Origin of the sequence: Phenylobacterium sp. (assembly GCF_041691455.1) — a bacterium.
Lineage (GTDB): Bacteria > Pseudomonadota > Alphaproteobacteria > Caulobacterales > Caulobacteraceae > Phenylobacterium.
Window position 1 is genome coordinate 1 of record NZ_JBEPUO010000077.1, and the last position, 1,954, is coordinate 1,954.

Below are 1,954 nucleotides of genomic sequence, written 5' to 3' on the forward strand. Positions count from 1 at the left end.
AGACCACGCCGGCCTGCCTAGCGCGCCACCGGGGCCCCAGGATGTCGCGATAGTGTCGTTCAGACACAGACCGGACGCGTTCACGCCGCTCAGGGGTCCAGCGGGTCCTGCGGATCGGCGTGCAGCGAGACCAGGTTCGCCGCGCCCGCCAGGTCGAAGGCCGAGAGCCGCGTCAGGCCGGTCATCGGCTGATAGCCGAGCTCCTTGGCGCAGCGGTCGGCGAAGCCCGGGCCCTCGATGTAGCCGCTCTGGTCCCCTGAGGTGGTCACCAGCAGCGTCCGGGCCGGCGGCGCGCCGGCCCGGAACAGCAGCCTGACGGCGTTCCGAAGGTTGGTGGTGGTGTGCCGCGCATAGGGGTCGATGAAGATCGCCTCGGCCGGCACCCCATAGTGGGCCATCAGGTCGTGCTTCATCTCCACGGCCTCGGCGAAGGGCGTCTTGTTGGGATGCACGTGGCCGCCTGAGACCACCAGGAACGGCGCCTTGCCCTCGCGCCAGCGCTTGACCGCCAGCCGGTCGCGCGAGGCCCCGCCCGGCGAGAGCCGCGTCTCGGCGGCCTCCAGCCCCTGGCCGGGCACGATGATCGCCGCGTAGGGCCACTTGCCCCAGTCGAGCCGGCGCGCCCGCGCCATGGCCGGGGCGTTCTCCCCGGTCTCCAGCGGCTCGTAGCGTCCGGCCTCGTCGCGCTGGTTGATCGTCAGCAGGTCGAAGCCCAGCGCCGTCCAGGCCGCGAAGAACGGCTCGGCCCGCGCCCGGTCGGTCTCGGCCTCCAGCGCCTGGCGCAAGAGCGTCCGCAGATAGGCGTCGCCCGGCGGATAGGAGGCGGAATCGATATCCGGATAGCGCGGCTTTTCGCCCAGCGCATAGACCCGGTAGAGCCGGTTCACCCCCTCGGCGGTCTCGATCCAGGCCGCCCGCAGCATGGCCGTGTCCTCCAGCGCCGCGTACTTCTGGAAGCGCCCCGAGGGCCGCATCCGCTCGCGCGCCAGCCGCGCCAGCGGGCTCCCGGGCTTCGCCAGCCCGGCCAGGGCGTCGCCCGCCGCGGCGATCTCCGCCTGGCTCAGCATCATCCGCTCGACCGGGCAGACGCTCGTCGCCCGGCAACTGGCCTGCACCGCGCTGCGGCTCTCCACGAGCCGCCGCCCGATCGCCGCCAGCGCCGCGTCCCCCGCCGCCGCGCGCAGCGCCTCCGGGTCCGCCGCGATCAGGGTCAGCAGATAGGCGTTGGCGTCGGCCGCCGGATCGTCGCTGCGCACGAAGCGATAGGCCGGCGACTGGGCCCACGCGGCCGAGCCCGCGCAAACCAGCAGCGCCGCCAGCACGCCCAATCCCAACCCTCTGCGCCGCATGGTTCGCCTCCCCGCTGACCCGCTGAAACCCGGTCCCCAGCCTAGCCGCCAAACCGGCCCGGCGGCCACTGGCTACAGTCAGGCTGGGCGAACGGCGATTTTCCCGCTAAGATTGCGTCCGTTGGGCCAATCGACAACTTTGACGGGGGCCTTTTCAGGATAGGCGGCGCCATGCCGGCGGACGACGCGATAGGACCTGGCGGCCGGGCCGCAGCCATCGGCTTCTTCACCTATGCCGATGACAGCCGGCGGACGCTGGCCGACGACATGGCCGCGGACGAGGCCTGGAATCCACCCCGCGCCGAGCCGGTCACCTCGCGCGGATCGATGGCGATCGTGGCCGTCGCCACCCTGCTGCTGGCCGGGACCGCCTTCAGCTTCGCCTGGACCGTGACCGGGCCGAGGAGCGAGACCGCCGACCGCGGCCCCGCGGTCCTGTTGCCGCCCGAAACCCTGCCGCCGGTTCCCCAGCCCGCGGCCCAACCGGCCCCACAGCCGGCCCCACGGCCCGCCGGCGAGCCTGCGAGGGCGATCCGGCCGCCGCACCGGGCGCACGCCGCCGCCCCGCCGCGCGCCAGGGCCGCGCCTGTCTCTTATACAAAACT

1 protein-coding gene and 1 pseudogene are annotated in these 1,954 nt (G+C 73.4%); one reads left to right on the plus strand and one right to left on the minus strand.

The genetic code is table 11. The features are described 5' to 3' along the window. Positions 1–89 precede the first annotated feature (89 nt). Positions 90–1,349 (minus strand): YdcF family protein, encoded by a 1,260-nt coding sequence (locus tag ACESMY_RS23640; RefSeq protein WP_372787092.1) that lies wholly within the window; start codon positions 1,347–1,349, stop codon positions 90–92. 171 nt (positions 1,350–1,520) lie between these two features. Between ACESMY_RS23640 and ACESMY_RS23645 the strand changes: the two are divergent. Further along, a pseudogene (locus ACESMY_RS23645) lies at positions 1,521–1,954 on the plus strand (hypothetical protein); the annotation flags it as partial.